This window comes from Streptomyces sp. NPDC049879 (genome assembly GCF_044461265.1).
GTDB lineage: Bacteria > Actinomycetota > Actinomycetes > Streptomycetales > Streptomycetaceae > Streptomyces.
The window spans coordinates 316,241-341,451 of record NZ_JBITKT010000006.1 but is presented as its reverse complement, the minus strand read 5'-3'; the positions used below and the strand labels follow the sequence as shown (position 1 = coordinate 341,451).

Genomic DNA, 25,211 nt, shown 5'->3' with positions numbered 1-25,211 from the left:
ACCCCGCCATGACGACCGTGGTCCCCGCATCCGACACCCTCACCCGGGACGCGCTGGCCGTGCTCCAGCCGACGTTCACCGGCACCACGACCGCCCCCGACTGGCTGCTGCGCCAGCTGGACAACGGCATGACGGGCGTCGGCCTCTTCGGCCGCAACGTCGTCTCGGCCGAGCAGCTGGCCGGTCTCACCGCCCAGCTGCGCTCCGCCCGGCCCGATGTCATCGTGGCCGTGGACGAGGAGGGCGGCGACGTCACCCGCCTTGAGGTGCACGGCGGCTCGTCGTTCCCCGGCAACCACGCCCTCGGCAGCGCCGACGACACCGACCTGACGCGGCGGGTCGCCGCCGAGCTGGGCCGCCGGCTGGCCGAGTGCGGCGTCACCCTCAACTGGGCGCCGTGCGCGGACATCAACTCCGACCCGGACAACCCGGTCGTCGGCGTCCGCTCCTTCGGCGACGACCCGCAGCTCGTCGCCCGCCACACCGTCGCGTACGTCGAGGGGCTCCAGAGCGCGGCCGTCGCCGCCTGCGTGAAGCACTTCCCGGGGCACGGCAACACCAACGTGGACTCCCACCACGCGCTGCCCCGCATCGACATCGACCTGGAGACCCTGCACGCGCGGGAGCTGGTCCCCTTCAAGGCGGCCATAGCGGCGGGCGCGCGCAGCGTCATGAGCGCGCACATCCTGCTGCCCGCCCTCGACACCGAGCGGCCCGGCACCCTCAGCAGCGCCGTGCTGACGGGTCTGCTGCGCGCGCCGGAGAGCGAGGGCGGCCTCGGCTACGACGGGCTGATCATCTCCGACGCGATCGAGATGAAGGCGGTCGCCGACGCGTACGGCCTCGACCGGGGCTGCGTCCTCGCCGTCGCCGCAGGGGCCGACGCCCTGTGCATCGGCGGCACCCCCTCGGACGAGGCGGAGGTCCTGCGCCTGCGCGACGCGCTGGTGTCGGCCGTCCGCTCGGGCGAGCTGCCCGAGGAGCGGCTGCACGACGCGGCGGAACGGGTACGCGCCCTCGCCCGCTGGACGGCCACCGAGCGCGGGCGTGTCCTGGCCGGCGCCGCCGCGGACACCACGCCCGACGGCATCGGCCTCGTCGCCGCCCGCCGCGCCGCCCGCGTCACCCTGACCGGCGGCGCGCGCACCGTCGAGCCGCTGACCCGCGCCCCGTACGTCGTCTCGTTCAGCGCGGGGGCGAACATGGCGGCCGGCGACCAGACGCCCTGGGGCGTCGCCGCCGAACTGGGCCGCTTCCTGCCGGAGACGGCCGCGGGCGGCCACACCGCGGCCGACGCCGAGCGCCTGGGCACGGACGGCCTGACCGCCGCCGTGCTGGCGGCGGCGGGGGACCGGCCGCTGGTGGTCGTGGTCCGCGACGTGCACCGCCACCCGTGGATGACCGCCGCGCTCGACGCGCTGGTCACCGCCAGGCCCGCCGCCTTCGTCGTCGAGATGGGCGTCCCGCACGCCGCCCCGGTGGGCGCCGTCCACATCGCCACGCACGGTGCCTCGCGCGTGTGCGGCCGGGCCGCGGCGGAGATCATCACCGGCGCCCCGGAGGTCGCCGCCCGATGAGCGAGCACAGCCCCCAGCCCAGTCCCGGGCACAGCCCTGGCCGGATCATGGCGGCCGAGATCGCCGAACAGCCCGCCGTCCTGCGCCGCCTCCTCGCCGAGGGCGCGGGGCCCATCCGGGAGACGGCGGCCCGCATCGCGGCCCGCGAGCTGCGCTTCGTGCTGCTCACGGCACGCGGGACCTCCGACAACGCGGCGCTCTACGCCAAGTACCTCCTGGAGATCCTGCTGGGTAAGCCCTGCGGCCTCACCTCGATGTCCACGACGACGGCCTACGGCGCGAAGCCCGACCTGGACGGCTGCCTGGTCATCACCGTCAGCCAGTCGGGCGGGTCGCCCGACCTGGTGGCCTCCACGCTGGCGGCGCGGGAGGCCGGGGCGATCACGCTCGCGGTCACCAACAACGCGGCGTCCCCGCTGGCGGAGGCCGCCGAGTACCACATCGACGTGCTGGCCGGTCCTGAGCGCGCCCTGCCCGCCACCAAGACGTACACCGCCGAACTGCTGGCCCTCTACCTCTTCGTCGAGGGGCTGCGCGGCGGCGACGGCGCGGCGGCGGCCCGCGACCTCCCCGCGCTCGCCGAGGAGATCATCGGCCGGGCACCGGAGGTCAGGCAGCTCGCCGGACGCTACCGCTTCGCCGAGCGCATGGTCCTCACCTCCCGCGGCTACGGCTATCCGACGGCGAAGGAGGCGGCGCTGAAACTGATGGAGACCAGCTACATCCCCGCCCTCTCCTACTCGGGGGCCGACCTGCTGCACGGCCCGCTGGCGATGGTGGACAACGTCTCGCCGGTCATCGCCATCGTGACCGACGGGCGTGGGGGAGAGGCGCTCCAGCCGGTCCTCGACCGCCTGCGGGACCGGGGCGCGGACCTGGTGGTCATCGGCCCGAAGGCCCAGGTGGACGCCGCCTCCGCGGGCTTCGCCCTGCCGACCGCCGGTGTCCCGGAGGAACTGCAGCCGATCCTGGAGATCATCCCCCTCCAACTGCTCGCCCACGAGGTCACCCTGGCCCGCGGCCAGGACCCCGACGCCCCCAGGGCACTGGCCAAGGTCACCGAGACCCGCTGACCCCTCCTTCCGCGCCAATCCCCGGCGGCGTCCTCAGAGCAGGGCGCCGCCGGTCGCGTCGATCCACTGCCCGGTCACCCAGCGGCTGCTGTCCGAGGCGAGGAACGCGGCGACGTCCGCGACGTCCTCGGGCTGCCCTATCCGCCCGAACGGCGACATCGCGGCCGTCCCCTGCCGCGCCTCCTCGTCGCCCCGCAGCCAGTCCGCGTTGATGTCGGTGTCGATGACGCCGGGCGCCACCGCGTTGACCGTGATGCCGCGCGGTCCCAGCTCCTTGGCGAGCGCGGCCGTGAAGCTGTCCATCGCCCCCTTGGTCATCGTGTAGGCCGCGATGTCGGGCATCATCCCGGGCCGGCTCGTCAGGCCCGTCGAGACGTTGATGATCCGCCCGCCGTCCCGCAGCCGCCGCAGGCCCTGCTGGACGAGGAAGAAGGGCGCCCGCACGTTCACCGCAAACACGCGGTCGAAGTCCTCGGCGGCCGTCCCTGCGACGCCGTTCCGCCCGCCGTTGATCCCGGCGTTGTTCACGATCACATCCACGCCGTCCGCCTCCGCGTCGAAGGCCTTCCACAGGGCCTCCACGTCGCCGGGCACCCCGAGCGGCGCCCGGAGGGGGAACGCGCTGCCGCCCGCCGCCTCGATCGACGCGACCGTCTCCCGGGCCGCCGCGTCGTCCCTCGCGTAGTGCACCGCCACCCGCGCGCCCTCGCGTCCCAGCCGCTGGGCGATCGCCCGTCCGATGCCCCTGCTTCCCCCGGTGACCAGGGCCGTCCTGCCTGCGAGCGCGTTCATGCCGCCGCCCCCTCGTGTTTCTCTAGTGGTCGTTACAGAAAGAACTGTAGCAGTACTTCTCTAACGAGCGCTATAGAATGGGCCCATGGCGACGAGACAGCGCGGACGACCCCGGTCCTTCGACCGTGAGACGGCCCTCGGGCAGGCGGTGAGGGTCTTCTGGGAGCACGGCTACGAGACGACGTCCGTCGCCGACCTGACCCGCGCCATGGGGATCGGCGCGCCCAGCCTCTACGCCGCGTTCGGGGACAAGAAGACGCTGTTCGAGGAGGCCGTGGAGTTCTACGGCCGGCACCAGGGCAGCTACATGGGACGCGCCCTCGCGGAGGAGCCGACGGGCACGGCCGCCGTCAGCCGCATGCTGCGGGAGGCGGCGGAGGTCTTCACCGCGCCGGACTGCCCGCACGGCTGCATGGTCATCTCGGCCGCCGTGAACTACCAGGACTCGGCCGAGGACGTCGCCTCGGGCCTGCGGGACATACGGAACCGCAACCTGCGGATCATCGAGTCCCGGATCAGGGAGGACCTGACCGCCGGGCTGCTGCCCCGGGACGCCGACCCCGCCGCCCTCGCGCGCTTCGTCGGCACCGTCCTGCAGGGCATGAGCCAGCAGGCGCGCGACGGCGCGACACGTTCGGAGCTGGAAGCGGTGGCGGAGATCGCGCTGCGGGCCTGGCCCGCCGCCTGACGGCCGGCGAACGGCCCGGGAAACACCCGCGGGCCGCGGCGCCGTGGAGGGACCCTCAGCCCTCTCGGCACCGCAGCCCGGAGCGATTACGGGCCCAGGACGCCGTCAGGGCAGATAGCGCCGGGGCCTCGCTCTGCCCTCCTGTGCGGGGAGAGCAGAAGACGTGCGGTCGTTTCCTTATTCTGTCCCGGTTCCGCGCCCCGTGTCCATGCTCTGAAGACACTTCCTCGCCCCGCCCCGGGTCCGCCGTCACGTCTTGACCTGACACGGCCCGCTCGGCCGCCGCCCGGCCGCGGGCGGCACCGGGGAACGCGCCGATGGCGCACCGGAGCGGGGGAGGGCGCGCGGGCGGCCGTGCCCGCCGTCCGGGTGCCCCTTCGCGCGCCCCCGGTAAGCTCGCCGGTGTGCCCTCCATGAACGACCTCGTCCGCCAGCACACCGACCTCGGGGAAGCCGACCTCGACTGGCTCCACCTGCTGGTGTCCGAGTGGCAGCTCCTCTCCGACCTGTCCTTCGCGGACCTGGTCCTCTGGCTGCCCACCCGCGACGGCACCCGCTACGTCTCCGTCGCCCAGATGCGGCCCAACACGGGGCCCACCTCCTACCAGGACGACATGGTCGGCCACCTCGTCCCGCGCGGCCGCCGCCCGCTGCTGGACGTGGCCCACGACGAGGGCCGCATCGTCCGCGAGGGCGACCCCGAGTGGCGCGAGGAGGTGCCGGTCCGCGTCGAGTCGATCCCGGTCCGCCGCGAGGGCCGCGTCCTGGGCGTCATCGCGCGCAACACCAACCTCCTCACCGTCCGCACCCCGAGCCGCCTGGAGCTGACCTACCTCCAGAGCGCCTCCGACCTGGCGCAGATGATCGCGGGCGGCACCTTCCCGTTCCCCGGCCAGCAGGTGGGCATGGACCGTGCGCCCCGCGTCGGCGACGGCTTCATCCGCCTCGACGCGGACGGCGTCGTCCAGTACGCCAGCCCCAACGCCCTGTCCGCCTACCACCGGCTCGGCCTGGCAGCCGACCTCGTCGGCCTGCCGCTCGGCCCCACCACCGCCGAACTCGCCCCGACCCGGGGCCCCGTGGACGAGTCCCTGGTCAAACTGGCCAGCGGCTGGGCGCCGCGCGAGGCGGAGATCGAGGGCGACGAGTGCGTCGTCCAGCTGCGCGCCATCCCGCTCAAGCCCAAGGGCGAGCGGATCGGCTCCCTCATACTCCTGCGGGACGTCACCGAACTGCGCCGCCGCGAGCGCGAGCTGATGACCAAGGACGCGACGATCCGCGAGATCCACCACCGTGTGAAGAACAACCTCCAGACCGTCGCCGCGCTGCTGCGCCTCCAGGCCCGCCGGATCGGCGCCACCGGCGACGACAGCGCCCGCGCGGCGCTGGAGGAGGCGGTGCGGCGCGTCGGCTCCATCGCCATCGTGCACGAGACGCTGTCCCAGAACCTGGACGAGCGCGTGGAGTTCGACGAGATCGCGGACCGCGTCATCGCCATGGTCGCCGAACTCTCCCCGGACGGACGGGTGTCGGGCCGCCGCACCGGCCGCTTCGGCATCCTCGACGCGGAGACCGCCACCCCGCTGTCCATGGCGCTCACCGAGGTGCTGCAGAACGCGCTGGAGCACGGCTTCGGGCCGGGGGAGCGGGGCGCGATCGAGGTGGGCGCCACCCGGAGCGCGGCGCGGCGTGACGCGGGCCGGCTGCTCGTCACCGTCCAGGACGACGGCAGGGGGCTGCCGCCCGGCTTCGACCCGCACAGCGACGGCAACCTCGGCCTCCAGATCGTACGGACGCTGGTGGAGGGCGAGTTGGGCGGCCGGTTCGACATGCTCCCGGTCCCCGGGGGCGGCACGCGGGTCGTGCTCGACCTGCCGCTGGACGAGCGGAAGAACTGACGCCCGGACAGCACAGCCCGCACAGCACAGAGCCCCGCCTCGCGACGGTCGATCGTCGCGGGACGGGGCTCGAACGCTGTTGCGCGGTCGGCACCTGTCGTGGTGCTGCGCGTGCTGCGGCTCGGGGCAGCAGTGACGGACTGGGCGGTCCGCCGGGCGTGGGCCGCCCGCTCAGGCGGTGGCCTTGCGCGCCCGGTTGCGAGCGGCGCGACGCTTCATCGCACGGCGCTCGTCCTCGCTCATTCCGCCCCAGACGCCGGAGTCCTGACCGGACTCGAGGGCCCACTGCAAGCACTGCTCCATGACGGGGCAGCGGCGGCAGACGGCCTTGGCTTCCTCGATCTGCAGCAGCGCGGGACCGGTGTTGCCGATGGGGAAGAACAGCTCGGGGTCTTCCTCGCGGCAAACGGCGCTGTGACGCCAGTCCATGTCTGCTCCATCTCCTGCACGTTGCAGTTACATTGCTTGTGAATGTGAACGCTTTCACGAATCCCTGGACAAATAAAGAGCCACAGCTCAGTCTGGGGAGGGATTCGGGCTCTCAAGGGGGCCGATGTCCCGGCCGTCCCGATCGCCATGAAGAGGTTCGCAAACCTCGGCGGCGGATACAACCCCTTCCGGAAAGTTTTTTTTGAATCCTTGGTGTCGCCTACCTCACAGCCCTACTTCCCTCGGGTGGAGTCTGCGCTAAACGTTCGAGTAGAAGGAGTTTCCGCCCTTCCGCTCACACAATCACACGCAGTGCATGGCGTACGCCTGTGAACGAGACACTGGTTCGCAGTCCCAGGTGGTCACCATCAAGCTGAAACGGCAGCGGCACCTGGGATTGCAAGGTGAAGTCCGTCTCGTCGTGCAGGGAGACGACATGTCTCCCGTGCGGGCCCCGCTCGGGCGAGGAGAGCAGCAGCTGGGTGGCGTACCGCGACACCGCGGACGACGAGAGCCGGGTCAGACCCAGCAGGTCGAGCCCGGTGTCGAAGGAGGCGGCGGGCGTGGCATGAATGGCACGGTTACCCAGGTACGTCCACGGTGATGCGTTGCAGACGATGGAAAGTGCGAGACCTTCCACCGGATCATGGCCGGCCCGCAGCAGCGAGATCACCCCGCGCCTGCGCGTCGGGTCGCCGAGGAAGTGCCGCATCACCTGCCGGACGTACAGCGCGTGCGTCGAACGCTTCCCCCGCTCCCGCTGCGACTCCACCCGCCCGATCACCCCGGCGTCGAAGCCGAGCCCCGCGCAGAACGTGAACCACCGCCGGGGCACCCCCTCGTCGGGCGTGCCGGGCGTCCCCGAGGCGAGGCCGAGGCCCACGGACCGCTCGCTGCCCGCGTGCAGCGCGTCGAGCAGCGCCCCCGTCGCCTCCACCGCGTCGTTGGGCAGCCCGAGGGCGCGGGCGAACACGTTGGTCGAGCCGCCGGGGACGACGGCGAGGCGGGGAAGTTCCCCCGTATCGGGGCCGTGGTGCAGCAGTCCGTTGACGACCTCGTTGACGGTGCCGTCGCCGCCGAGGGCGATCACGACGTCCGCCGTGCCCTGCTCCGCCGCGCGTCGGGCCAGGTCACGGGCGTGGCCCCGGAAGGCCGTCAGCGCGACGTCCAGCTTGACCTCGCTCGCCAGCGCGTGCGTCAGCACGTCACGCATCCGCGCACTGGTGGTGGTGGCGACGGGGTTGACCACGAGAAGTGCGCGCATGGGATGCAGCGTACCCAGGCGGGCCCGGCGGCCGTGCCGACGGTCCGCTATACCCTGGCGGGGTGAGCGAGAAGACCGCAGGCGGGCAGGGTCCCGCCGCCACCGACCGCCCCCGCCGGGTGGGCGCCGCGGCCGTGCTGTGCGGCGTCCAGGGCGCCGTGATCGCCGTCCTCGGGGCCGTGATGCTGGTCCTCACCGTGACCGGCGACCCGGGCGACCGGCGTCAGGCCGTCGCGGGTGCCGTGACGGCCTTGGCGCTCGGCGTGCTGCCCCTCGCCGCCGGGCACGGGCTGTGGCGGCTGCGGCGCTGGAGCCGCGGGCCCGCGGTGATCGTCCAGCTGCTCGGCCTGCCGGTGGCCTGGACGCTGCTCGGCAGCGGCGGCCTGTGGCCGGTCGCGGCGGTCGCGCTCGCCGCCTCGGCGCTCGCCGTGCTCGCCTGCCTGATCAACCCGACGGCCACCGAGGCGCTCGGCATCGGCCCGCGCGAGGCGTGACACCGGGGCGTGCCCCGGCGCCCGTCACTCCTCGACCAGCAGCTTGTCGCGCAGCTGCGCCAGCGTCCTCGCCAGCAGGCGGGAGACGTGCATCTGGGAGATGCCGACCTCCTGCGCGATCTGCGACTGCGTCATGTTCCCGAAGAAGCGCAGCAGCAGGATCTTCTTCTCGCGCGGCGGCAGTTCCTCCAGCAGCGGCTTGAGGGACTCGCGGTACTCGACGCCTTCGAGCGCGTCGTCCTCCGCGCCCAGGGTGTCCGCCACGGCGGGGGACTCGTCGTCGGTGTCGGGGACGTCGAGGGACAGCGTGCTGTACGCGTTCGCCGATTCGAGCCCTTCGAGGACGTCCTCCTCCGAGATGTTGAGGCGCTGCGCCAGCTCGTGGACCGTCGGGGCCCTGCCGTGCTGCTGGGACAGCTCCGCCGTCGCCGTGCTGAGCGAGAGCCGCAGCTCCTGGAGGCGGCGCGGCACCCGTACCGCCCAGCCCTTGTCGCGGAAGTGCCGCTTGATCTCGCCGACCACGGTCGGCGTGGCGTAGGTGGAGAACTCGACGCCCCGCTCGGGGTCGAAGCGGTCCACCGACTTGATCAGGCCGATCGTGGCGACCTGGGTCAGGTCGTCGAGCGGCTCGCCGCGGTTGCGGAAGCGGCGGGCCAGGTGCTCGACCAGCGGCAGGTGCATGCGCACCAGGGTGTTGCGCAGTTCGGCGCGCTGCGGCGACCCCTCGGGCAGCCCGCGCAGCTCGACGAACAGTTCGCGCGCGGCGCCGCGGTCGTGCGGGTCGGGCGCCGCCCGGCGCGGTACGGACTCCACCGGATGCCCGGCGGCCTGGGACTCGTCGTCAGGTCCCGGCCGCACGGAGTGCCCGGTCTGGGCGGGCTCCGGCTGGCCCGGGATGGTTCGCGCCGCCTGCTCGACCCCGTCCAGCTCGTTCAGCTCGTTCACCTCGGCCCCCTCGTCCCGTGGCGGCCCCTGCGCGCCGGTCACGGCGCTCCGGGGGCGGCGCCGCGCTTCTTGTGCAGGCTGATGCTGACCGTGCGGTCCTCCGCGACGGTCGATTCGACCTCACCCGCCAGCGCGGTCAGGACGGTCCAGGCGAACGTGTCCCGTTCGGGGGCGTGCCCCTCCGTGGTGGGGGCCGAGACCGTGACCCGCAGCGCGTCGTCCACCAGCGTGAACACGCAGTCGAGGACACTCCCCGGCTTCGCCTGCTGGAGGAGGATCGCGCACGCCTCGTCGACCGCGATGCGCAGGTCCTCGATCTCGTCCAGGGTGAAGTCGAGCCGGGCCGCGAGACCGGCCGTGGCCGTCCGCAGCACCGACAGATAGGCACCCTCCGCCGGCAGCCGGACTTCGACGAAGTCCTGCGATCCGGGCTCACCTGGGATTGGGGACACCCTCACCTCCACAGAGACTCACACTGATTGAGCGCGCACGGGCATCGCCGGGATGCGCCGACGCGCCCTGCGACGCTACCGCGATCCGCAGCATGCTGTCGCCTGGCCCGAGTTGTGATTGATCGTCCTGACCACCTTGGCGGTATTACTCATCGTAATGCATTCGGTGCGTAGTGTGGCCATGGGGGTGACGTCAATTCCTCGCATCGCTCGTGGCGTTGTACGCGCGGAACGCCATGATCGATAAATCGTACTGTGCCCCGGATACCGGTTCAGTCCCAGCCGTGGAGGGTGAGGCCGGGAGCGCCGCGCAGGCAGCGCTCGATCACCTGGTCCGTGGAGAAGACCAGTTCGGCGGGGAGTTGGGAGACCGGGAACCAGCGCACCTCGGCGTGCTTCTCCGGTTCCGCGTTGTACGCCGTGCCGGTCCAGCGTTCGGCGGTGAAGATGACGGTGAGGAAACCGGCGGGTGCCTCCGCGCCCTGTGCGGCGTGCACGACGTGGCACAGCGCGAGGTCGGCCGGATCGACCACCAGGCCGGTCTCCTCCGCGAGTTCGCGCGCGGCCGCCGCCGTGACCGGCTCGCCCGGGTCGCACTTGCCGACGGGCAGGTCCCACAGGCCGCGGCCGAACTTCGCCCGCGGGCCCCGCCGGAGGAGCAGCACGCGGTCGTTCGCGCGGTCGAGCACGACGACCGCGGCGGCCAGCAGGGTCATGGAGGCGGTGGCGGGCGGGAGGGCGGGCGCGTTCGGTTCGGTCACGCGGCCAGGGTAGTCACCGCCCGTGGCGGGCGGGGCGGGGGGCGGCGACCCGGTGTGAGGGGGCGCGACGGGGCGTGGCGCCCGGTTTCGTTCCCCGCGTCACGGGCTACCCAGGGCGCCGGAGGTGGTTCGACATGACCACGGTCGACGACACGCTGAAGGACATGCTGCGCACCCACCCGGGCGGGAAGGGCGCGCTGGACGAGGACCTGATCGCCCGCTGCGTCGAGGAGTGCGACCGCTGCGCGCGCGCCTGCACGGCCTGTGCCGACGCCTGCCTGGCCGAGGGCGAGGTCGAACGGCTCGCGGCCTGCATACGGCTCGACCTCGACTGCGCCGACGTCTGCGACGTCACCGCGCGCCTCGTGTCCCGCTACACCCCGGACAGCGCCGACCTGACGCGCGCGCAGGTGGAGGCGTGCGCGCTCGCCTGCGCCGCCTGCGCGGCGGAGTGCGAGCGGCACGCCGGTGCGCACGAGCACTGCCGGCTGTGCGCGGAGGCGTGCCGGGCCTGTGAGCGGGCGTGCAGCGACCTGCTGGCCGCCGGTCTGTGACGGTGTGCCCTAGGGTCTGTCCGGCGGATCTTGTCGCGGCTCACGGCGTCGGATGCGGTGCATCGCAAGGCGCCGGATCGCAGCTCATACCCGGCCGTATTCGCGCGATTCGGCAACGCAGCGAGGTGCCGTAGCCGGCGTCGTGAGACAGGCAAGATCCGCCGGACAGACCCTAGCCTCGCTTGACGGCGACGCCCCCGTACATCGCGATGTTCCGGTCGGTGATGCGGCCCTCGTCGGGGTCGTTCGCCGGGTCGGGGTGCCAGTGGTGGACGAGGGTGACGCCCGGGTCGAGCAGGTCCAGGCCGTCGAAGAAGCGCTCCGCCTCGGCGCGGTCCCTGATCTGGAGCGGGATGCCCCGCGCGTTGTACTCGCGGCCCACGCCCGCGACGGCCTCGGGGTCCGTGTCGCCGGTGAAGACCGTCAGTGCCAGGAAGCTGCCCGGCGCCAGCTCGTCCATGATGCGGCGCACGAGGCCCTGCGGGTCGTCCTCGTCGAGCACGAAGTGGACGATCGCGATGAGCGAGAGCGCCACCGGCTGCTTGAGGTCGAGCACCTCGTGGAGGGCCTGCGCGCCGAGGATGGAGTCGAGGTCGCGCAGGTCGGCGTCGAGGTAGGCGGTGCGGCCCTCGGGGGTGCTGCGCATCAGGGCGCGGGCGTGGGTGAGGACGATCGGGTCGTTGTCGGCGTAGACGACGCGGGCGTCGGGGGCGAGTTCCTGGGCGACCTCGTGGAGGTTGGGCCGGGTGGGGATGCCCGTGCCGATGTCCAGGAACTGCCGGACGCCGTGCTCGGTGACGAGGCGCCGGACGACGCGGTGCATGAAGAAACGTGTCTGCCGCATGGAGATCGGCAGGCTCGGCCACGCCGCGACGGACGCGTCCCCGGCGGCGCGGTCGGGGTCGTAGTTCGTCTTCCCGCCGAGCAGGTAGTCGTACACCCGCGCCGAGTGCGGCACGTCGGTCCGCAGATCGATCTGCTTCGGCGGCTCCGACGGCTGTCGGGACATCCACTCGGAGGACCCTGCTGCCATGACTGCCCACCCACCTTTCCGCAAGCCCGTCGCCCCGCGGCGATGAGCCCGCGGCGTGGGGATCATCGTAACGAATGATCATGGGATTTCGGGGAGTTGGGGATGTCCGGTGTCGGACCGGTGCGCGCGGCCGTCGATCACCACGCGCGCCGTCTCCTGCCCGCCGGACAGCGCGTCGTCGATGCGCGAGCGGATCTCCCCGGCCAGGGCGTACGTGGCGGCCGAGGCGCCCGGGTCGTGCTGCACGTGCCACAGCGCGTCGATGACGGCGATCAGCGTGCGGCCCGACAGCTGCGCCTCCACCGTCCCGTCCTCGCGCTCCACCACCTCCGCGGGCAGTCTGAAGTGCTCGGCGCGCGCCGCGTGTTCGACCACGAACGACCAGGTGTCGCGGTGGCAGACCACCCCGGCGCGCGCGACCCCGGCGGCCCGCGCGAACAGGTCGTGGCACTCCTCCGCCTCCGCCGGCGGGCGCGGCGCGCGGGCCTCCCGCGCCTCGTGGTCGGCGAGCCTGGCCTCGGCCTCCGCGCGCCGCATGTCGAGGATCTCCCGCAGCGCGCGTTCGGCGGCGGTGCGCTCGGCGCTCAGCAGGGCGCGCAGCTCGGGCAGCTGGGCGTCGAGCGCGGTGCGCGCGCCGTTCACGCGGGAGCCCAGCTCGTACCGCAGCGTCTCGTTGTCCTGGTGCAGCTGGGCGAGCTTCTCGGCGAGCAGGCCGACGACCTCGGCCCTGATGCCGCGCATCTCCTCGCGGACCTCGGCGAGCTGGGCCTCCATCTGCCCCACGCGCTGCCGCAGCGCGTCCTCCTCGCCCCGGCTGCCTCGCGCGGCTCGCCCGGCCATGTGTCTGCCCCCTCCGTGGCGCCGTACCGGCGGTTGTGTGTGGCGGCAGCATGCTCCCCGCGCGGACGGCGGACGACGCGGCGAATTCGAGACAATCACACCTTTCCGCACCACTTCACCCTGGGTGTCGTGCGGGCCGTGCCGCGCGCCGGGGCGGGAACGCGACCGGCCCGCGGCGCGTCCTGTGGCGGACGCGGCGCGGGCCGGGGCGTACGGGCCGGGGGTGTGTCCCGGCTCAGGCCTTCTTGGTCTCCCAGAAGATCTTGTCGATCTGGGCGATGTAGTCGAGGGCCTTCTGGCCGGTGGCCGGGTCGGTGGAGGCCTTGGCGGCGCTCAGCGCCTTCAGGGTCTCGTTGACCAGCTGGTGCAGCTCCGGGTACTTCTCGAAGTGCGGGGGCTTGAAGTAGTCGCTCCAGAGCACCGACACGTGGTGCTTGGCCAGCTCGGCCCGCTCCTCCTTGATGACCGTCGCGCGGGCGCGGTAGTGCGGGTCGTCGTTGGCCTGGTACTTCTCCTGGATGGCCTTGACGGACTCCGCCTCGATGCGGGCCTGCGCGGGGTCGTAGACGCCGCACGGGAGGTCGCAGTGGGCGCTGACCTTCACCGTGGGGGCGAACAGGCGGGAAAGCATGTGAGCCGTCCTTCCTCGTGATCGTCTTCTCTCGGGTGACACTACTCCGTGCAGGGCCGGTTTTCCTGGCCGACCCGATCCATGCGGCGGGGCGTAGGACGAAAGTCCGGGCGCCCGTCGGACCACCGGCCGAGCGTGCGTGCGGGCGGGCGGGCGGCCGGGCGAGGGAAGGAGCGCGATGAGGCTGGGGCTCGCGGACGTGTACAACCCGTCGATGCTGCCGACGCTGCGGCCGGGCGACCGGCTGCTGCTCGGGTACGGCGCGCGCGTCCGCCCCGGGCACGTGGTCGTCGTGCGCCACCCGTTCCAGCACGACCTGCTGATCGTGAAGCGCGCGGCCGAGCGGCGCGACGGCGGCTGGTGGGTTGTGGGGGACAACTCCGAGGTGACGAACGACAGCCGCGAGTTCGGCGTCGTCCCGGACGGGCTCGTCGTCGCGCGGGCGGTGCTGCGGCTGCGGCTGCCGCTGCGGCATCAGCGGTCGCCGCTGTCCGTGCTGGCCTGGCTCCCCTCCGCGGTCGTCCCGCTGACGGCGCGCTCGCGGCGTTTGCGGGCGCGGTAGGCGGCGACGTTGGCCCGGGTCGTGCAGCGGTCGGAGCAGTAGCGGCGGGAGCGGTTCGTGGACGTGTCGATGTACGCGTTGCGGCAGCTGTCGGCCTCGCAGATGCCGAGGCGGTCCACGCCCATCTCGGTGAGCTGGAAGGCCAGGCCCATGCAGGCGATGGCCGCGTAGCCCGCCGTGGCGCTGGACGGGTGCTCGGCGAGGTGCAGGTGCCAGGCGGGGCGGCCGGAGTCGTCCAGGTAGTCGTGTCCCGAGATCTGCGGGCTGGCCGGGTATTCGAGCAGCAGGGCGTTGAGCAGGTCCACGGCCGTCACCTCGTCCCCGTCCGACGCCGCCGTGAAGACGGCGCGCAGGCGGTTGCGCACGCCGCGCAGGCGCGTCACGTCGGCCTCCCCGGCGCGGCGGGCGGCGTGCTGGGCCGCGCCGAAGAGCGCGCGCACCGCGTCGACCGAGGTCAACGTGTCCGTCCCGCGCAGGGGTTCCTCGGTGTTCACGAGCCGCACCGCGTAGTCGGCGTAATAGGTGAGTTCCACTTGTGTTCCTTACGGAAGCGCCTTAGGGTCCACACTGTACTTGTAAGGGGTGCGACCCGTTGTGGGTTGTTACTGTCATGGTGTGGGAGACGGGCATGGACTGGCAGGGCTGGCAGGAGAGCTGGGACCGGCAGCAGGAGTGGTACCTCCCGGACCGCGAGGAGCGGTTCCGCGTGATGCTCGATACGGTGGCGGCGCACGCGGGGGACCGCCCGCGCGTCCTCGACCTGGCGTGCGGCACGGGCAGCATCACGCGGCGGCTGCTGGAACGGTTCCCCGGCGCCGTCAGCACGGGCGTCGACCTCGACCCGGCGCTGCTGACCATCGCGCGCGGCACGTTCGAGAGGGACGGGCGGGTCACCTTCGTCCAGGCGAACCTGACCGACGCCGACTGGCCGGCGGCGCTGCCGTACGACGCCTACGACGCCGTCGTCACGGCCACCGCCCTGCACTGGCTGCCCGAGGAGCCGCTGCGGAAGCTGTACGGGCAGCTCGCCGGCGTCGTGCGGCCCGGCGGCGTCTTCCTGAACGCCGACCACATGCCCGACCCCTCCACGCCCCGGATCAACGCGGCGCACGAGGCGTTCGAGAAGGCACGGCAGGAGCGCGAGAAGGCCGACGGCGTCCTCGACTGGGCCGGCTGGTGGCAGGAGGTCGCCGCCGCGCCCGAGCTGACGGACGCCATGCGCGAACGGATCGCCGTCCTCGGCAACCCCGGCGACGGGCACGACGCCGAGGACCACTACCACGCGCCCGACTGGCACGCGCGTGTCCTGCGCGAGTCGGGCTTCGCCGAGGCGCGCACCGCCTGGGCGTCGCTCACCGACGCCCTGGTCCTCGCCCTGCGCTGAACCGCGCGCCCGGTCCCGCACGTGGCGACGTGCGGGACCGGGCGCGTACGGCGGTCAGCGCGTGACGCCCTCCGAGATCGCCGCCTTCGCCACCGCGTCGGCCACCGCGGGGGCGACCCGCGGGTCGAACGGCGACGGAATCACCTGTTCGGGTGACAGCTCGTCGGCGACGACCGCCGCGAGCGCCTCGGCCGCGGCGAGCTTCATGCCCTCGGTGATCCGCGTCGCCCGCACGCGCAGCGCGCCCGCGAAGATGCCGGGGAACGCCAGGACGTTGTTGATCTGGTTCGGGAAGTCGCTGCGCCCGGTGGCGACGACCGCCGCGTACCGCGCCGCGACCTCCGGGTGGATCTCCGGGTCCGGGTTGGCCATGGCGAAGACGAACGCGCCCGGCGCCATCGTCGCCACCGCCGCCTCCGGCACCGTCCCGCCGCTGACGCCGACGAACACGTCCGCCCCGGCCAGCGCGTCCGCCAGCGAACCGGTGCGCCCCGCCGGGTTAGTGAGCGCCGCGAGGTCGCGCTTGACGTCCGTCAGGTCGGCGCGGTCCGCCGACACGATGCCGCGCCGGTCGCAGACGACGACGTCGGTGACGCCCGCGCCCAGCAGGATGCGGGCGATGGCGACCCCGGCCGCCCCCGCGCCCGAGATGACGACCCGCAGCCCGGGCAGCGCGCGGCCGGTGAGGCGGGCGGCGTTGCGCAGCGCGGCCAGCGTGACGACGGCGGTGCCGTGCTGGTCGTCGTGGAACACCGGGATGTCCAGGAGGTCCTGGAGCTTCCGCTCGATCTCGAAGCAGCGGGGCGCCGCGATGTCCTCCAGGTTGATGCCCCCGAACGACGGGGCGAGCCGGGCGACGGTCGCGACGATCTCGTCCGGGTCGCGGCAGTCCAGCGCGATCGGGACGGCGTCCACGTCGCCGAACTGCTTGAACAGGATCGCCTTGCCCTCCATCACGGGCAGCGACGCCTCGGGACCGATGTCGCCGAGGCCGAGGACGGCGCTGCCGTCCGTGACGACCGCGACGGTCCGCGACTTCCAGGTGTACTCGTGGACCAGCTCGGGCTGTTCGGCGATGGCGGCGCAGACGCGGGCGACACCGGGCGTGTAGGCGAGGGACAGATCGGCCGCGTCCCGCACCGGGACGGTCGCGCGGACGGCCATCTTGCCGCCCCGGTGCAGTTCGAACGCCGGATCGGGGACCGCGTCGGGCCCCCCGGTGTGTGGCTGTCCGGTGTCCGGCTGCTCGGCGCGAGGGCTGATGATCTCCGATGCCACTGTGGATGACCCCTTATGACGTGACTGACTGAGGGTGGGCGCTTCCCGGTCGGGAAGCGGGCGGGCACCACGTCCGCTCGGATGGCGAGCGGACGCCGGACGCGTCGCACAGGGCGCCCGGGTCCCCGGGTGAGGGGCGTAACCGTTCGTTCTACCTGATCGGACGGTCCGCGCACGAGCGCGGTCGAGGACCGGACACCGCGTGCGGTGGCGGGGACACGCCCCAGCGTGCCCCGCATGGCTGAAGACCGGCTGCCGTTCGGCTGAAGAGGGGGGCGTGCGCCGTGGTGTGCGCGGGGCGCGGGTGAACGGGCGCGCGCCAGGTGTCCGTTATCCGATCTTGATGTCCGGGCCTGCCGAAGTCCGGGGCGCTGATGGCAGGATGCTCGCCATTGCGTATCCCCGCACCCCGTCGTGACACCCGATGACGCGTGCCCGGCTGCCTCGGACGCTCCGTGACCCCTGGAGGACGACGCCATGACCCCCCGTACCACCGCACGAGGCAACCGCCGCCTGGCCGCGGCCGGTTCGCTCGCCGCGGTCGCCCTGCTGCTGCTCACCGCCTGCGGCGACCAGACCGACGACGCGTCCGGCGGTGACGCCTCCGAGGGCGCCACGGAGGAGCCGTCGGGCGACGCGCCGACCGACGACCTGTCGGCCCTGCTGCCCGCCGACATCCGGGAGAGCGGCCGGATCGAGGTCGGCTCGGACATCGCGTACGCGCCGATCGAGTACTACGACGAGAACGACGAGGTCACCGGCATCGACCCGGCGATCGCCGCCGCGCTCGGCGAGGTGCTGGGCGTCGAGTTCGTGTTCACCAACGGCACGTTCGACGGTCTCGTCCTGGGCATGAACAGTGGCCGGTACGACGTCATCATGTCGGCGATGACCGACACCGCCGAGCGCCAGCAGGGCGTCAGCGAGGACGCCGAGGGCGGCGCCGACTTCGTCAACTACTTCCAGGCCGGCTCCTCGATCCTCGTCCCCGCGGGCAACCCCGAGGGCATCGGCGGCGTCGAGGACCTGTGCGGCCTGGCCGTCGCCGCCCAGCAGGGCACGGCGAACGAGGCCATCGTCGAGGAGCAGCAGGCCGCCTGCGACGAGCCGATCGAGCCGATCGTCAACGACGTGGACTCCGACTCCATCACCGCGCTCCAGACCGGCCGCGCGGACGCCGTGATCACCGACTTCCCCGTCGCGCTGTACAACGAGCGTGAGGCGGGCGGCGGCGAGCTGTTCGAGGTCGTCGGCGAGCAGATGGACGCCGCGCCGTACGGCATCGCCGTCCCCAAGGACAACCCGGAGCTGCGCGACGCGCTCCAGGCCGCGATGCAGCGGATCATCGACGACGGGACGTACGCCGAGGTGCTCGCCGAGTGGGGCGCCGAGACCGGCGCGATCACCGAGGCCACCGTCAACGCCGGCTCCTGAGCGGCGGCCCGGCGTGAGCGACACACACGGGACGGGCAAGGCGGGCGAGGCGGGCGGCCCGGCGGAGCGCGTGCCCCCCGAGGCGATCCTGGCCGTGCCGGTGCGCCACTGGGGGCGCGTGGCGGGCGCCGTCGCGGTGCTGGCGGTGCTGGGGCTGATCGTCTGGGCGTTCGCCGGTGCGGAGAGCATCCACTGGGACGTGGTGGGGGAGTACCTCACCGACGGCACGATCGTCGAGGGCGCGCTGCGCACGCTGTGGATCACCGTCGCCTCGATGGTGCTCGGCGTGGTCCTCGGCGTCCTGCTGGCGGTGATGCGGCTGTCGGACAACCAGGTGCTGTCCGGCGTGGCCTGGGGCTACATCTGGTTCTTCCGCGGCACTCCGGTGCTGGTGCAGCTGTTCCTCTGGTACAACCTGGCGCTCGTCTTCCCGGTCCTCGATCTCGGCTTCTACCGGGACGAGATGAACGACGTCATGACCCCGTTCCTCGCCGCGCTCCTCGGGCTCGGGCTCAACGAGGCGGCGTACATGGCGGAGATCGCGCGGGCGGGCGTGCTGTCCGTGGACCACGGGCAGACGGAGGCGTCGCACGCGCTCGGCATGAGCCGCGCGCGGACGATGCGCCGCATCGTGCTGCCGCAGGCGATGCGCGTCATCATCCCGCCGACGGGCAACGAGTTCATCAACATGCTGAAGACCTCGTCGCTCGTCTCCGTCATCCAGTACCAGGAACTGTTCCGCGCGGGCGACACGATCAGCTCCCGCAACCTCGCCGTCATGGAGATGCTGCTGGTCGTGACGGTCTGGTACCTCGTCCTGACCACCGTCTTCTCCATCGGGCAGTACTACCTGGAGCGGCACTACGCGCGTGGCTCCCAGCGGGCGCTGCCGCCCACGCCGTGGCAGCGCGTCAGGACGAACCTCGGCACGTTCCGCACCAGGAGCGCGGTCCGGAAGGAGACGACATGAGCGCGCCGCCCGGCGCCGCACGGCCGCCGATGGTGAGGGCCGAGCGCGTCCACAAGTCGTTCGGGCCCGTCGAGGTGCTGCGCGGCATCGACCTGGAGGTGCGGGCGGGCGAGGTGTGCTGCGTCGTCGGCCCCTCCGGGTCCGGCAAGTCCACGTTCCTGCGCTGCGTCAACCACCTGGAGAAGATCACCGCGGGCCGCCTGTCCGTGGACGGCGCGCTCGTCGGCTACCGGCAGCGCGGCGACCGGCTGTACGAGATGCGCGAGCGCGAGGTCGCCGCCCAGCGGCGCGACATCGGCATGGTCTTCCAGCGCTTCAACCTCTTCCCGCACATGACGGCCGCCGAGAACGTGATGGAGGCGCCGGTCCAGGTCAAGGGCGTGCGCCGGGCGGAGGCCAGGGAGCGCGCGGCGCGGCTGCTGGAGCGCGTCGGGCTCGCCGACCGCATGGGGGCCTACCCGGCGCAGCTGTCCGGCGGGCAGCAGCAGCGGGTGGCGATCGCCCGCGCGCTGGCGATGGAGCCCAAGCTGATGCTCTTCGACGAGCCGACGTCCGCGCTCGACCCCGAACTCGTGGGCGAGGTGCTCGACGTCATGCGCGGCCTCGCCGAGGACGGGATGACGATGCTGGTCGTCACCCACGAGATGGGGTTCGCGCGCGAGGTCGGGGACTCGCTGGTGTTCATGGACGACGGCGTCGTGGTCGAGTCGGGGCCGCCCCGCGAGGTGCTGGCCGCGCCGCGCCACGAGCGGACGCGCGCGTTCCTGTCCGCCGTGCTGTGACGCCGCCCCGGCGGGCGCGCGTCAGACCGCGCGCGCCGGGTCGGCGAGCGTCCAGGTGGTGAGCGGGGCGCCGCCGTCCACGGGGGTGAGCGGGCCGCCCCGCGTCCAGCCCCAGGCGCCGTACGACGCCTGCGCCAGCCCGTCGTCCGCCGCGACCGGCGCGAGTGCGAGGGGCGCGCGGGTGCGGGACAGCAGCTGCCGCAGCAGCCCCGTGGCGACGCCCTGCCGCCTGCTGCGCGGCGCGACCAGCAGCCCGGCCACCACGAACACCTCGGGCGCGACGGGCGGTTCGGCGAACGCGGACCACCACGCGGCGTCCTCGTCCACGCGGAAGCCCCAGACGCAGCCGGCCGGGCGCGGATCGCCCGCCAGCACCATGTCGAACTCGGGCTGGCCCAGGTCGTGGTCGACGAGCCGCCGCAGGAACGCCTCGCGGTCCGCCGCGCCGGGCCCGCCCGGATGCGCCGCCGCGTACACCTCGGCGAGCGACGCGCGTTCGGTCTCGGCCTGCCAGCGCGTCAGCCGCCGCCGGAACATCGTGCTCATGACATACACCCCCGGAAACCATGGTCCCGCGCCAGCGCCGGACGGGGAACGCCGCCGCCCCCGGCAGGCAAGGTCTGCCCCGTCGCGACGCCGGACACGCACTCCCGCCGCACCGGAAGAACGCCTGAGTACGGTCCGGTTCCCCGACGGGCCCGCCTCGCCCGACGAGGCACTAACGTGAGGACATGTTCGCAGCCTACGCCGCACGTCTCGACAAGGATCAGCCGCTGGACGGACTCGAACTGGGCGAGCGCCCCGAGCCGGAGGCGCCGCCGCACTGGACCGTGGTCGATGTCAGGGCCGCGTCCCTCAACCACCACGACCTCTGGTCGCTGCGCGGCGTCGGACTCGGCGCCGGGGCGCTGCCGATGATTCTCGGCTGCGACGCGGCGGGCGTGGACGCGGACGGCAACGAAGTCGTCGTGCACGCCGTCGTCGGCGCGAACGGCCACGGCGTCGGGCCGCGCGAGCGGCGGTCGCTGCTCAGCGAGAAGTACCAGGGCACGCTGGCCGAACGGGTCGCGGTCCCGGCGTGGAACGTGGTCCCCAAGCCGCCGGAGCTGTCCTTCGAGGAGGCCGCCTGCCTGCCGACGGCGTGGCTGACCGCGTACCGCATGCTGTTCCGGGACGCCGGGGTGCGGCCGGGGGACCGGGTGCTGGTCCAGGGCGCGGGCGGCGGTGTCGCGACGGCGGCCGTCCTGCTGGGGACCGCCGCCGGGCTGCGGATGGTCGTCACCAGCCGGGACGCCGCCAAGCGCGAACGGGCGCTCGCCCTCGGCGCGGAGGAGGCGTACGCGGCGGGGGAGCGGTTGCCGTACCGGGTGGACGCGGTGCTGGAGTCGGTCGGGGCGGCGACCTGGTCGCACTCGGTCGCCTCGCTCCGGCCGGGCGGCACGCTGGTCCTGTGCGGCGCCACGTCGGGGGACGCGCCCGCGTCGGCGGAGCTGACCCGGATCTTCTACCTCGAACTCAAGGTCGTCGGGGCGACGATGGGCAGCCGCGACGAACTGGCGTCGCTGCTCGCCTTCCTCGCGACCACGGGGGTCAGGCCGCCGATCGACGCGACACTGCCGCTCGACCGGGCGCGCGAGGCGTTCGCCCGGCTGGAACGGGGCGACGTCTTCGGCAAGCTGGTCCTGACGCCCTGAGCGGCGGGGCGCGGTGGCGCGCCGCTACTTCCTGCGCTCCCGGAGGATGACGAACGTGCCGATCGCCGTTCCGATCAGCAGCATGGCGATCGTCACCGGCCAGTTGTCCGTACTCACCGCCGCAAGCTGGTACATACGTCCTCCCGCACGATCTGCCCGGCTGCCCGGGCTGTTCAGCCTCGCTTACCCGCGATGGCGTCACCCGCACTTCCCGTGCGGCGCGTGACGGTCCGGGGACCGTCACGCGCCGCGCCGTTCCGGATCAGGAGCCGTCCAGCACCTCGCGCAGTGTCCGCGCGAAGCCCTCCGGCTCGCCGTGCTGGCCGTACTCGCCGCCGAGGAACCCGCCGTGGTGGCTCGGGAAGACGACCGGCTCGGTGCCCAGCCGCTCCGCCACCGCCGCCGCGGCGCGGGCGGCCAGCTGGCCCTCCGACTCCTCGCCCGCCCCGAGCACGATGCGGGTGCCCGCCGCGGCGAGCGCGGCGAAGTCGGGCCGGTAGGCGGTGCAGCCGCGCATGTTCTGGCCGAGCAGCGGGTCGTCGCGCGAGCCGTCGTCCTCGGTGGGCAGGCCGAACGCGGCCGGGTCCGGGGCCGGCGCGTCGGCCCAGCCGGCGGGGAACGGCCCCTGGTGCGCGGTCAGGGCGATGAACTTCGCCATGGCCGGGCCCATCCCCGCCCGCAGGTACGTGGCGTGGACGCCGGCGCACGCGGCGAGCGCCGCCTCGTGGTCGGGGAGGACGGCGGCCGTCGCCGGCTCGTGCGCGACCAGCACGCGTATCGGGCCGGGGGCGGCGGCGACGAGGGCCAGCGCGTTGACCGCGCCGCCGCTGCTGGCGAAGAGGTCCACCGCGTCCGCGCCCAGCGCCTCGACGACCTGGCGCAGGTCGTCGGCGTGCTCCTCGGGCGTCGTCTCGGCGGCGCCGTCGGTCCGGGCGCTGCGGCCCGTGCCGCGCGGGTCGTAGGTGACGACCGTGCGGTCCGTGAAGTACGACGCGAGGGTGGCGAAGCCGGAGGCGTCCATCGGCGAGCCGAACAGGAAGAGGGGCGGGTGCCCGCCGTTCCCGGCGGTGGCGGGACGCACGTCGTAGCGGATGGTCGCGCCGTTCGTGTGCAGGGTGTGGGACGCGGTCTGGGCCATGGCTCTTCTCCTGTGCTCCGTATGCCGTTCACAGGATCAGACCGCCCTCCCCGCCGGAACTCATCGGCCGCCCGGAAGAGATTTCCCGGGCGCCCCGGCGGGGGGCGGCGGCCCTCAGTCCTTCGGCGTCGCCAGCAGCGCCACGAGGTGCGCGGCCGCCGTGGAGATGTGGCGGCGGGCGGCGCGGAGCTGCTCCTGGTCGACCCCGTGGTCCCTGGCGGCGTCCCGCACCTCGTCGCGGAAGCGGTCGAGGAGGCGCTCCAGCTCGCGCGCCGGGTCGTCCACGGGCGCCTCCTCCCGCTCCTCCTCGTCCCCGCCGGGCCCGGGGGCGCCCCAGCCCGCCGCCCAGGGCGCCTCGGGGCCGCCGACCCACCGGCTCCAGCCGCCGATCTCCTGGCCGATGCCGCCGAGTCCGCCGAGACCTTCCCGCAGGGCGCCCTGCCAGTCGCCCGAGTCGGCGTGCGACCGCACCCGTTCGTGCACCCTGCGGGCGGCCTCCTCGAACCGCCGCGCGGTGGCCTCGTCCGGCTGCCACCCGGCGCCGCCGCCGCCCGGCCGCTGGCGCCCGGCGTTCCGGTCGCCGCGCCCGCGTTCGCCGCCCCGCCCGCGCGGTGACGGGCCCGGCCCGCCGGACCACCCGGCCGCGCCGCCCCGTGCCGCCGCCGCTGCCTGCCTGACCTCCTCGCGCAGGTCGCGGACGGAACCGCTGACGTCCTCCCTGATGTCGGCGGCGAGCGAGGCGAGCGAGTCGTGGATCTCCCGCTCCAGCTGCGTCAGTTCGGCCTCGCGGTCGCCCAGTTCGCGGTGGCCCTCGGCGGTGAGCGTGTACACCTTCCGGCCGCCCTCCTCGGTGTGCCGGACCAGGCCCTCCGCCTCCAGCTTGGCCAGCCGCGGGTAGACGGTGCCGGCCGAGGGCGCGTAGAGCCCCTGGAAACGCTCCTCCAGCAGGCGGATCACCTCGTAGCCGTGGCGCGGGGACTCGGCGAGCAGCTTGAGCAGGTACAGGCGCAGACGGCCGTGGCCGAAGACTGGGGGCATGTCAGTTGTCCTTCGAGAAGGAGGCGGCACCGGCCGTCTCGTGGGCGGCCGGCGGCCTGCGCAGCAGGGTGATGGGGCCTGACACGGTGGAGCAGCGCACGCCGCTCCCGCCGGAGCCGAGCGTGCCGGACAGGCTGCGGCGCGGGCCCCAGCCGCTGACCGACAGGCCGGCGAACGCCGACGACACGGCGCCCACCACCGACTCCGCCGCCACGCGGGCGCCGAAGCCGTCCGGCAGCCGCAGGGCCAGCTCGCCGGAGACGGACTTCAGCCGGATGTCAGCGGAGACGGCCGCGTGCGCCATGTCGACCACCATGCCGCCGCTGACCGACTCGGCGGCCACGGCGCCGCCGCCGTCCAGGACGGTCAGGTCGCCCGCCGCCGTGGTGAACCGCAGGTCGCCGGTCGGCCCCTGGACGTCCAGGTCGCCCGAGACGGTCTGCGCCTGCACAGGGCCTGTGGGGCCGACCAGGGTGGCGTTCCCGGTGACGGCGCGGATCTCCGTGGCCCCCGCGACCCCGCCCACCACCGCGCCCGCGTCCACGACGCCCACGCTCACCCGGCAGTCGGCCGGGACCGAGACGGAGACGACGGCGGAGCGGCGCATGCCGCGCGAACGCTGCCCGAGGAAGCCCTTCCACGTCAGGTCGTCGTACGAGACGGTCAGGCGGCCCCCCTTGCGCCGCACGGTCAGGGGCGGGCCCTGCACCTCGGAGACCTCCAGGCGCGCCGTGCGCTCGGCGGTCCCCACCACGTTCACCGTCCCGCCGACGATGCCGACGTACAGCTGCTCGATGGGCTCGTCGTCGAACGCGAGCGTGCGTGCCTCGCCGACGGACCAGGTGGACTTCGTCGCCATGGGTCTTTCCCCTATCTCTGCGCCGGTGGCGCGGTGGGCCACAGGGCGGCACGGCACGGCACGGCTATATCGCGTCTCCCATGAGACACGATATATCGCGAACGCGCAAGGGGTGTCGCGAGCGGGCGCCCGCCCGTCGCGACCGGGGAACCGGCGGGCCGGTCCGCGGCGTCTTCCGGGTCCAGGGCCGCGCCGCTCCCGCCCGTACCGGTCAGTCCTCGTCGTCGAGCCGCGCCAGCCAGGTCGCCAGCCGCTCGACGGGGACCTCGAAGTCGGGGTGGAGGTCCACGAAGACGCGCAGCTGGTCCGCGAGCCAGCCGAGGCTGACCTCCTCCTCACCCCGCCGCTGGGCGAGTTCTTCGATGCCGCGATCGGTGAAGTACACGGGAATCTCTCCGGTCAGGATTCGGGACAGGGCAGGGAGGAAAGGGCCAGGATAGGCAACTGACGGTAGCGGCGGACAACCAGGCGGACGAGCGGGGACGAGGGGGAGCGGATGGGCGCCGGAGCCACCGGGCGCGGACGGGCCGCGGCACCCGGCACCCCCATTCCGTCCCCGGCACGGCCGCGGTCCTGGCACACTCGTATGACGGCCCATCAGCGCCCTCGCCCCGCCCGCGCCCGTCACGCGGCGGCGGGGC

28 protein-coding genes are annotated in these 25,211 nt (G+C 73.6%); 12 read left to right on the top strand and 16 right to left on the bottom strand.

Annotated features, from left to right (window positions below):
* The first annotated feature begins 8 nt into the window (after positions 1 to 8).
* Positions 9 to 1,577, top strand: a complete 1,569-nt coding sequence (locus ACIBPC_RS22275; protein WP_398846958.1) for a glycoside hydrolase family 3 protein — start codon at positions 9 to 11, stop codon at positions 1,575 to 1,577.
* Positions 1,574 to 2,650: an SIS domain-containing protein gene (locus ACIBPC_RS22270; protein ID WP_398846956.1), complete on the top strand. Its 1,077-nt coding sequence runs from the start codon at positions 1,574 to 1,576 to the stop codon at positions 2,648 to 2,650. Before ACIBPC_RS22275 ends, ACIBPC_RS22270 begins: the two co-directional genes overlap by 4 nt.
* A 33-nt stretch (positions 2,651 to 2,683) precedes the next feature.
* Here ACIBPC_RS22270 and ACIBPC_RS22265 read toward each other — a convergent pair whose 3' ends face one another.
* On the bottom strand, positions 2,684 to 3,442 hold the full coding sequence (locus tag ACIBPC_RS22265) for a glucose 1-dehydrogenase (protein ID WP_398846954.1): 759 nt from the start codon (positions 3,440 to 3,442) through the stop codon (positions 2,684 to 2,686).
* Positions 3,443 to 3,527: 85 nt separating this feature from the next.
* Here ACIBPC_RS22265 and ACIBPC_RS22260 point away from each other — a divergent pair, with 85 nt between their 5' ends.
* Together ACIBPC_RS22260 and ACIBPC_RS22255 are read left to right on the top strand one after the other, a co-directional pair.
* The gene (locus ACIBPC_RS22260; protein WP_362961684.1) at positions 3,528 to 4,130 is read left to right on the top strand and encodes a TetR/AcrR family transcriptional regulator; all 603 of its coding nucleotides are present in this window, start codon (positions 3,528 to 3,530) and stop codon (positions 4,128 to 4,130) included.
* A 413-nt stretch (positions 4,131 to 4,543) separates the two neighbouring features.
* Complete coding sequence (locus ACIBPC_RS22255; protein WP_362961899.1) at positions 4,544 to 6,028, top strand: PAS domain-containing sensor histidine kinase; 1,485 nt, start codon at positions 4,544 to 4,546, stop codon at positions 6,026 to 6,028.
* Between the two features lie 171 nt (positions 6,029 to 6,199).
* Here ACIBPC_RS22255 and ACIBPC_RS22250 read toward each other — a convergent pair whose 3' ends face one another.
* Both ACIBPC_RS22250 and ACIBPC_RS22245 read right to left on the bottom strand, forming a co-directional pair.
* Entirely contained in the window at positions 6,200 to 6,457 is a 258-nt protein-coding gene (locus ACIBPC_RS22250) for a WhiB family transcriptional regulator (protein ID WP_062206726.1), read from the bottom strand.
* A 295-nt stretch (positions 6,458 to 6,752) separates the two neighbouring features.
* Positions 6,753 to 7,721 (bottom strand): diacylglycerol/lipid kinase family protein, encoded by a 969-nt coding sequence (locus ACIBPC_RS22245; RefSeq protein ID WP_398846952.1) that lies wholly within the window; start codon positions 7,719 to 7,721, stop codon positions 6,753 to 6,755.
* Between the two features lie 62 nt (positions 7,722 to 7,783).
* Between ACIBPC_RS22245 and ACIBPC_RS22240 the strand changes: the two genes are divergently transcribed.
* Entirely contained in the window at positions 7,784 to 8,215 is a 432-nt protein-coding gene (locus ACIBPC_RS22240) for a hypothetical protein (RefSeq protein ID WP_362961679.1), read from the top strand.
* Between the two features lie 24 nt (positions 8,216 to 8,239).
* On the opposite strand, the gene ACIBPC_RS22235 is transcribed toward ACIBPC_RS22240, so the two are convergent.
* The 3 genes from ACIBPC_RS22235 to ACIBPC_RS22225 all read right to left on the bottom strand — a co-directional run bounded on the left by ACIBPC_RS22235 (position 8,240) and on the right by ACIBPC_RS22225 (position 10,373).
* Positions 8,240 to 9,160 (bottom strand): RNA polymerase sigma factor SigF, encoded by a 921-nt coding sequence (locus ACIBPC_RS22235; protein WP_398846950.1) that lies wholly within the window; start codon positions 9,158 to 9,160, stop codon positions 8,240 to 8,242.
* A gap of 38 nt (positions 9,161 to 9,198) precedes the next feature.
* Positions 9,199 to 9,612 (bottom strand): anti-sigma regulatory factor, encoded by a 414-nt coding sequence (locus ACIBPC_RS22230; protein ID WP_362961677.1) that lies wholly within the window; start codon positions 9,610 to 9,612, stop codon positions 9,199 to 9,201.
* A 272-nt stretch (positions 9,613 to 9,884) separates the two neighbouring features.
* The gene (locus ACIBPC_RS22225) at positions 9,885 to 10,373 is read right to left on the bottom strand and encodes an NUDIX domain-containing protein (protein ID WP_398846948.1); all 489 of its coding nucleotides are present in this window, start codon (positions 10,371 to 10,373) and stop codon (positions 9,885 to 9,887) included.
* Between the two features lie 134 nt (positions 10,374 to 10,507).
* On the opposite strand from ACIBPC_RS22225, the gene ACIBPC_RS22220 reads away from it, so the two are divergent.
* Positions 10,508 to 10,927, top strand: coding sequence for a four-helix bundle copper-binding protein (locus tag ACIBPC_RS22220; protein WP_398846946.1), 420 nt, complete (start codon positions 10,508 to 10,510; stop codon positions 10,925 to 10,927).
* 172 nt (positions 10,928 to 11,099) lie between these two features.
* On the opposite strand, the gene ACIBPC_RS22215 is transcribed toward ACIBPC_RS22220, so the two are convergent.
* The 3 genes from ACIBPC_RS22215 to sodN all read right to left on the bottom strand — a co-directional run bounded on the left by ACIBPC_RS22215 (position 11,100) and on the right by sodN (position 13,431).
* On the bottom strand, positions 11,100 to 11,960 hold the full coding sequence (locus tag ACIBPC_RS22215; RefSeq protein WP_398846944.1) for an SAM-dependent methyltransferase: 861 nt from the start codon (positions 11,958 to 11,960) through the stop codon (positions 11,100 to 11,102).
* Between the two features lie 78 nt (positions 11,961 to 12,038).
* Entirely contained in the window at positions 12,039 to 12,800 is a 762-nt protein-coding gene (locus tag ACIBPC_RS22210; RefSeq protein WP_398846942.1) for a hypothetical protein, read from the bottom strand.
* 235 nt (positions 12,801 to 13,035) lie between these two features.
* On the bottom strand, positions 13,036 to 13,431 hold the full coding sequence (sodN, locus tag ACIBPC_RS22205) for a superoxide dismutase, Ni (RefSeq protein ID WP_362961671.1): 396 nt from the start codon (positions 13,429 to 13,431) through the stop codon (positions 13,036 to 13,038).
* 178 nt (positions 13,432 to 13,609) lie between these two features.
* On the opposite strand from sodN, the gene sodX reads away from it, so the two are divergent.
* Positions 13,610 to 13,993 carry a nickel-type superoxide dismutase maturation protease gene (gene sodX / locus ACIBPC_RS22200; RefSeq protein WP_362961669.1) on the top strand — a complete coding sequence of 128 codons (384 nt, stop codon included), beginning with the start codon at positions 13,610 to 13,612 and terminating at the stop codon, positions 13,991 to 13,993.
* Here sodX and ACIBPC_RS22195 read toward each other — a convergent pair.
* Entirely contained in the window at positions 13,906 to 14,526 is a 621-nt protein-coding gene (locus ACIBPC_RS22195) for a CGNR zinc finger domain-containing protein (RefSeq protein ID WP_362961667.1), read from the bottom strand. The two genes, sodX and ACIBPC_RS22195, sit on opposite strands and share 88 nt — an antisense overlap.
* 77 nt (positions 14,527 to 14,603) lie before the next feature.
* On the opposite strand from ACIBPC_RS22195, the gene ACIBPC_RS22190 reads away from it, so the two are divergent.
* On the top strand, positions 14,604 to 15,377 hold the full coding sequence (locus tag ACIBPC_RS22190) for a class I SAM-dependent methyltransferase (protein WP_398846939.1): 774 nt from the start codon (positions 14,604 to 14,606) through the stop codon (positions 15,375 to 15,377).
* Positions 15,378 to 15,431: 54 nt separating this feature from the next.
* Here ACIBPC_RS22190 and ACIBPC_RS22185 read toward each other — a convergent pair whose 3' ends face one another.
* Positions 15,432 to 16,655 carry an NADP-dependent malic enzyme gene (locus ACIBPC_RS22185; protein ID WP_398846937.1) on the bottom strand — a complete coding sequence of 408 codons (1,224 nt, stop codon included), beginning with the start codon at positions 16,653 to 16,655 and terminating at the stop codon, positions 15,432 to 15,434.
* Between the two features lie 477 nt (positions 16,656 to 17,132).
* On the opposite strand from ACIBPC_RS22185, the gene ACIBPC_RS22180 reads away from it, so the two are divergent.
* Genes ACIBPC_RS22180 through ACIBPC_RS22170 form a run of 3 tightly spaced genes read left to right on the top strand, consistent with a single transcriptional unit; the run spans position 17,133 to position 19,841 of the window.
* Positions 17,133 to 18,089, top strand: coding sequence for an ABC transporter substrate-binding protein (locus ACIBPC_RS22180; RefSeq protein ID WP_398846935.1), 957 nt, complete (start codon positions 17,133 to 17,135; stop codon positions 18,087 to 18,089).
* A 13-nt stretch (positions 18,090 to 18,102) separates the two neighbouring features.
* Entirely contained in the window at positions 18,103 to 19,059 is a 957-nt protein-coding gene (locus ACIBPC_RS22175) for an amino acid ABC transporter permease (RefSeq protein ID WP_398846933.1), read from the top strand.
* A 29-nt stretch (positions 19,060 to 19,088) separates the two neighbouring features.
* Positions 19,089 to 19,841, top strand: a complete 753-nt coding sequence (locus ACIBPC_RS22170; protein ID WP_362961891.1) for an amino acid ABC transporter ATP-binding protein — start codon at positions 19,089 to 19,091, stop codon at positions 19,839 to 19,841.
* Between the two features lie 21 nt (positions 19,842 to 19,862).
* Here the strand turns inward: ACIBPC_RS22170 and ACIBPC_RS22165 are convergent, their stop codons facing one another.
* Positions 19,863 to 20,387 (bottom strand): GNAT family N-acetyltransferase, encoded by a 525-nt coding sequence (locus ACIBPC_RS22165; protein ID WP_398846932.1) that lies wholly within the window; start codon positions 20,385 to 20,387, stop codon positions 19,863 to 19,865.
* Positions 20,388 to 20,572: 185 nt separating this feature from the next.
* Here ACIBPC_RS22165 and ACIBPC_RS22160 point away from each other — a divergent pair, with 185 nt between their 5' ends.
* Positions 20,573 to 21,535, top strand: a complete 963-nt coding sequence (locus ACIBPC_RS22160) for a zinc-binding dehydrogenase (RefSeq protein ID WP_398846931.1) — start codon at positions 20,573 to 20,575, stop codon at positions 21,533 to 21,535.
* Between the two features lie 262 nt (positions 21,536 to 21,797).
* Here the strand turns inward: ACIBPC_RS22160 and ACIBPC_RS22155 are convergent, their stop codons facing one another.
* From ACIBPC_RS22155 to ACIBPC_RS22140, 4 genes are all read right to left on the bottom strand, one after another.
* Positions 21,798 to 22,673 carry an alpha/beta fold hydrolase gene (locus ACIBPC_RS22155; RefSeq protein ID WP_398846929.1) on the bottom strand — a complete coding sequence of 292 codons (876 nt, stop codon included), beginning with the start codon at positions 22,671 to 22,673 and terminating at the stop codon, positions 21,798 to 21,800.
* 114 nt (positions 22,674 to 22,787) lie between these two features.
* Positions 22,788 to 23,711 carry a PadR family transcriptional regulator gene (locus ACIBPC_RS22150; RefSeq protein ID WP_398846927.1) on the bottom strand — a complete coding sequence of 308 codons (924 nt, stop codon included), beginning with the start codon at positions 23,709 to 23,711 and terminating at the stop codon, positions 22,788 to 22,790.
* Position 23,712: 1 nt separating this feature from the next.
* On the bottom strand, positions 23,713 to 24,570 hold the full coding sequence (locus ACIBPC_RS22145; protein ID WP_398846926.1) for a DUF4097 family beta strand repeat-containing protein: 858 nt from the start codon (positions 24,568 to 24,570) through the stop codon (positions 23,713 to 23,715).
* A 211-nt stretch (positions 24,571 to 24,781) separates the two neighbouring features.
* Entirely contained in the window at positions 24,782 to 24,955 is a 174-nt protein-coding gene (locus tag ACIBPC_RS22140) for a DUF6104 family protein (protein ID WP_362961647.1), read from the bottom strand.
* Positions 24,956 to 25,211: the final 256 nt, after the last annotated feature.